Annotated in this window: 1 protein-coding gene; it reads left to right on the forward strand. The window is 36.5% G+C overall.

Features of this window, described 5'->3' with window-relative positions:
* Positions 1-793 (forward strand): ISL3 family transposase (locus SMIDD28_RS10660; protein WP_155719340.1); only part of this gene is annotated, 793 nt, incomplete at its 5' end.
* Positions 794-949: the final 156 nt, after the last annotated feature.

Genomic DNA, 949 nt, shown 5'->3' on the forward strand with positions numbered 1-949 from the left:
TTGGGATGAGTATGCCTTTACCAAGGGAAAGATGAGTTTCATTGCGCAAGATTTTGATAAGCTCAATATCATCACTGTTCTTGAGGGTAGAACACAAGCCGTCATTCGAGATCACTTTCTTAAATATGATAGAGCCGTCCGATGTCGAGTGAAAATTATTACTATGGATATGTTTAGTCCTTATTATGACCTAGCTAGGCAACTTTTTCCAAACGCTAAAATCGTTCTGGATCGCTTTCACATTGTACAACATCTTAGCCGTGCTATGAGTCGTGTCCGTGTCCAAATCATGAATCAGTTCGATCGAAAATCCCATGAATACAAAGCCATCAAGCGCTACTGGAAGCTCATTCAGCAGGATAGTCGTAAATTGAGTGATAAACGTTTTTATCGCCCTACTTTTCGTATGCACTTGACCAATAAAGAGATTCTTGACAAGCTTTTGAGCTATTCAGAAGAGTTGAAACACCACTATAATCTCTATCAGCTCTTACTTTTTCACTTCCAAAATAAAGAGCCTGACAAATTTTTCGGACTCATTGAGGACAATCTTAAGCAGGTTCATCCTCTTTTTCAGACTGTCTTTAAAACCTTTCTAAAGGACAAAGAGAAAATCATCAATGCACTTCAGTTACCCTATTCTAATGCCAAATTAGAAGCGACCAATAATCTCATCAAACTTATCAAGCGCAATGCCTTTGGTTTTCGGAACTTTGAAAACTTCAAAAAGCGAATTTTCATCGTTCTGAATATCAAAAAAGAAAGGACGAAATTTGTCCTTTCTAGATATTAGCTTTTCTTCAACCCACTACAGTTGACAAAAATCCATCATCTAGTGGCTATTTAATTGCTAAAAGCTACCAAAGATGAGAGTATAGCACAGGAAGTGATTTTTGTACTTTTTACTGTATTTTTTCAAATAAAGGATACCTTAAGTATCCAGATAATT

The sequence above is a fragment of the Streptococcus mitis genome (assembly GCF_001579045.1).
In the GTDB taxonomy this organism is placed as follows: Bacteria; Bacillota; Bacilli; order Lactobacillales; family Streptococcaceae; genus Streptococcus; species Streptococcus mitis_D.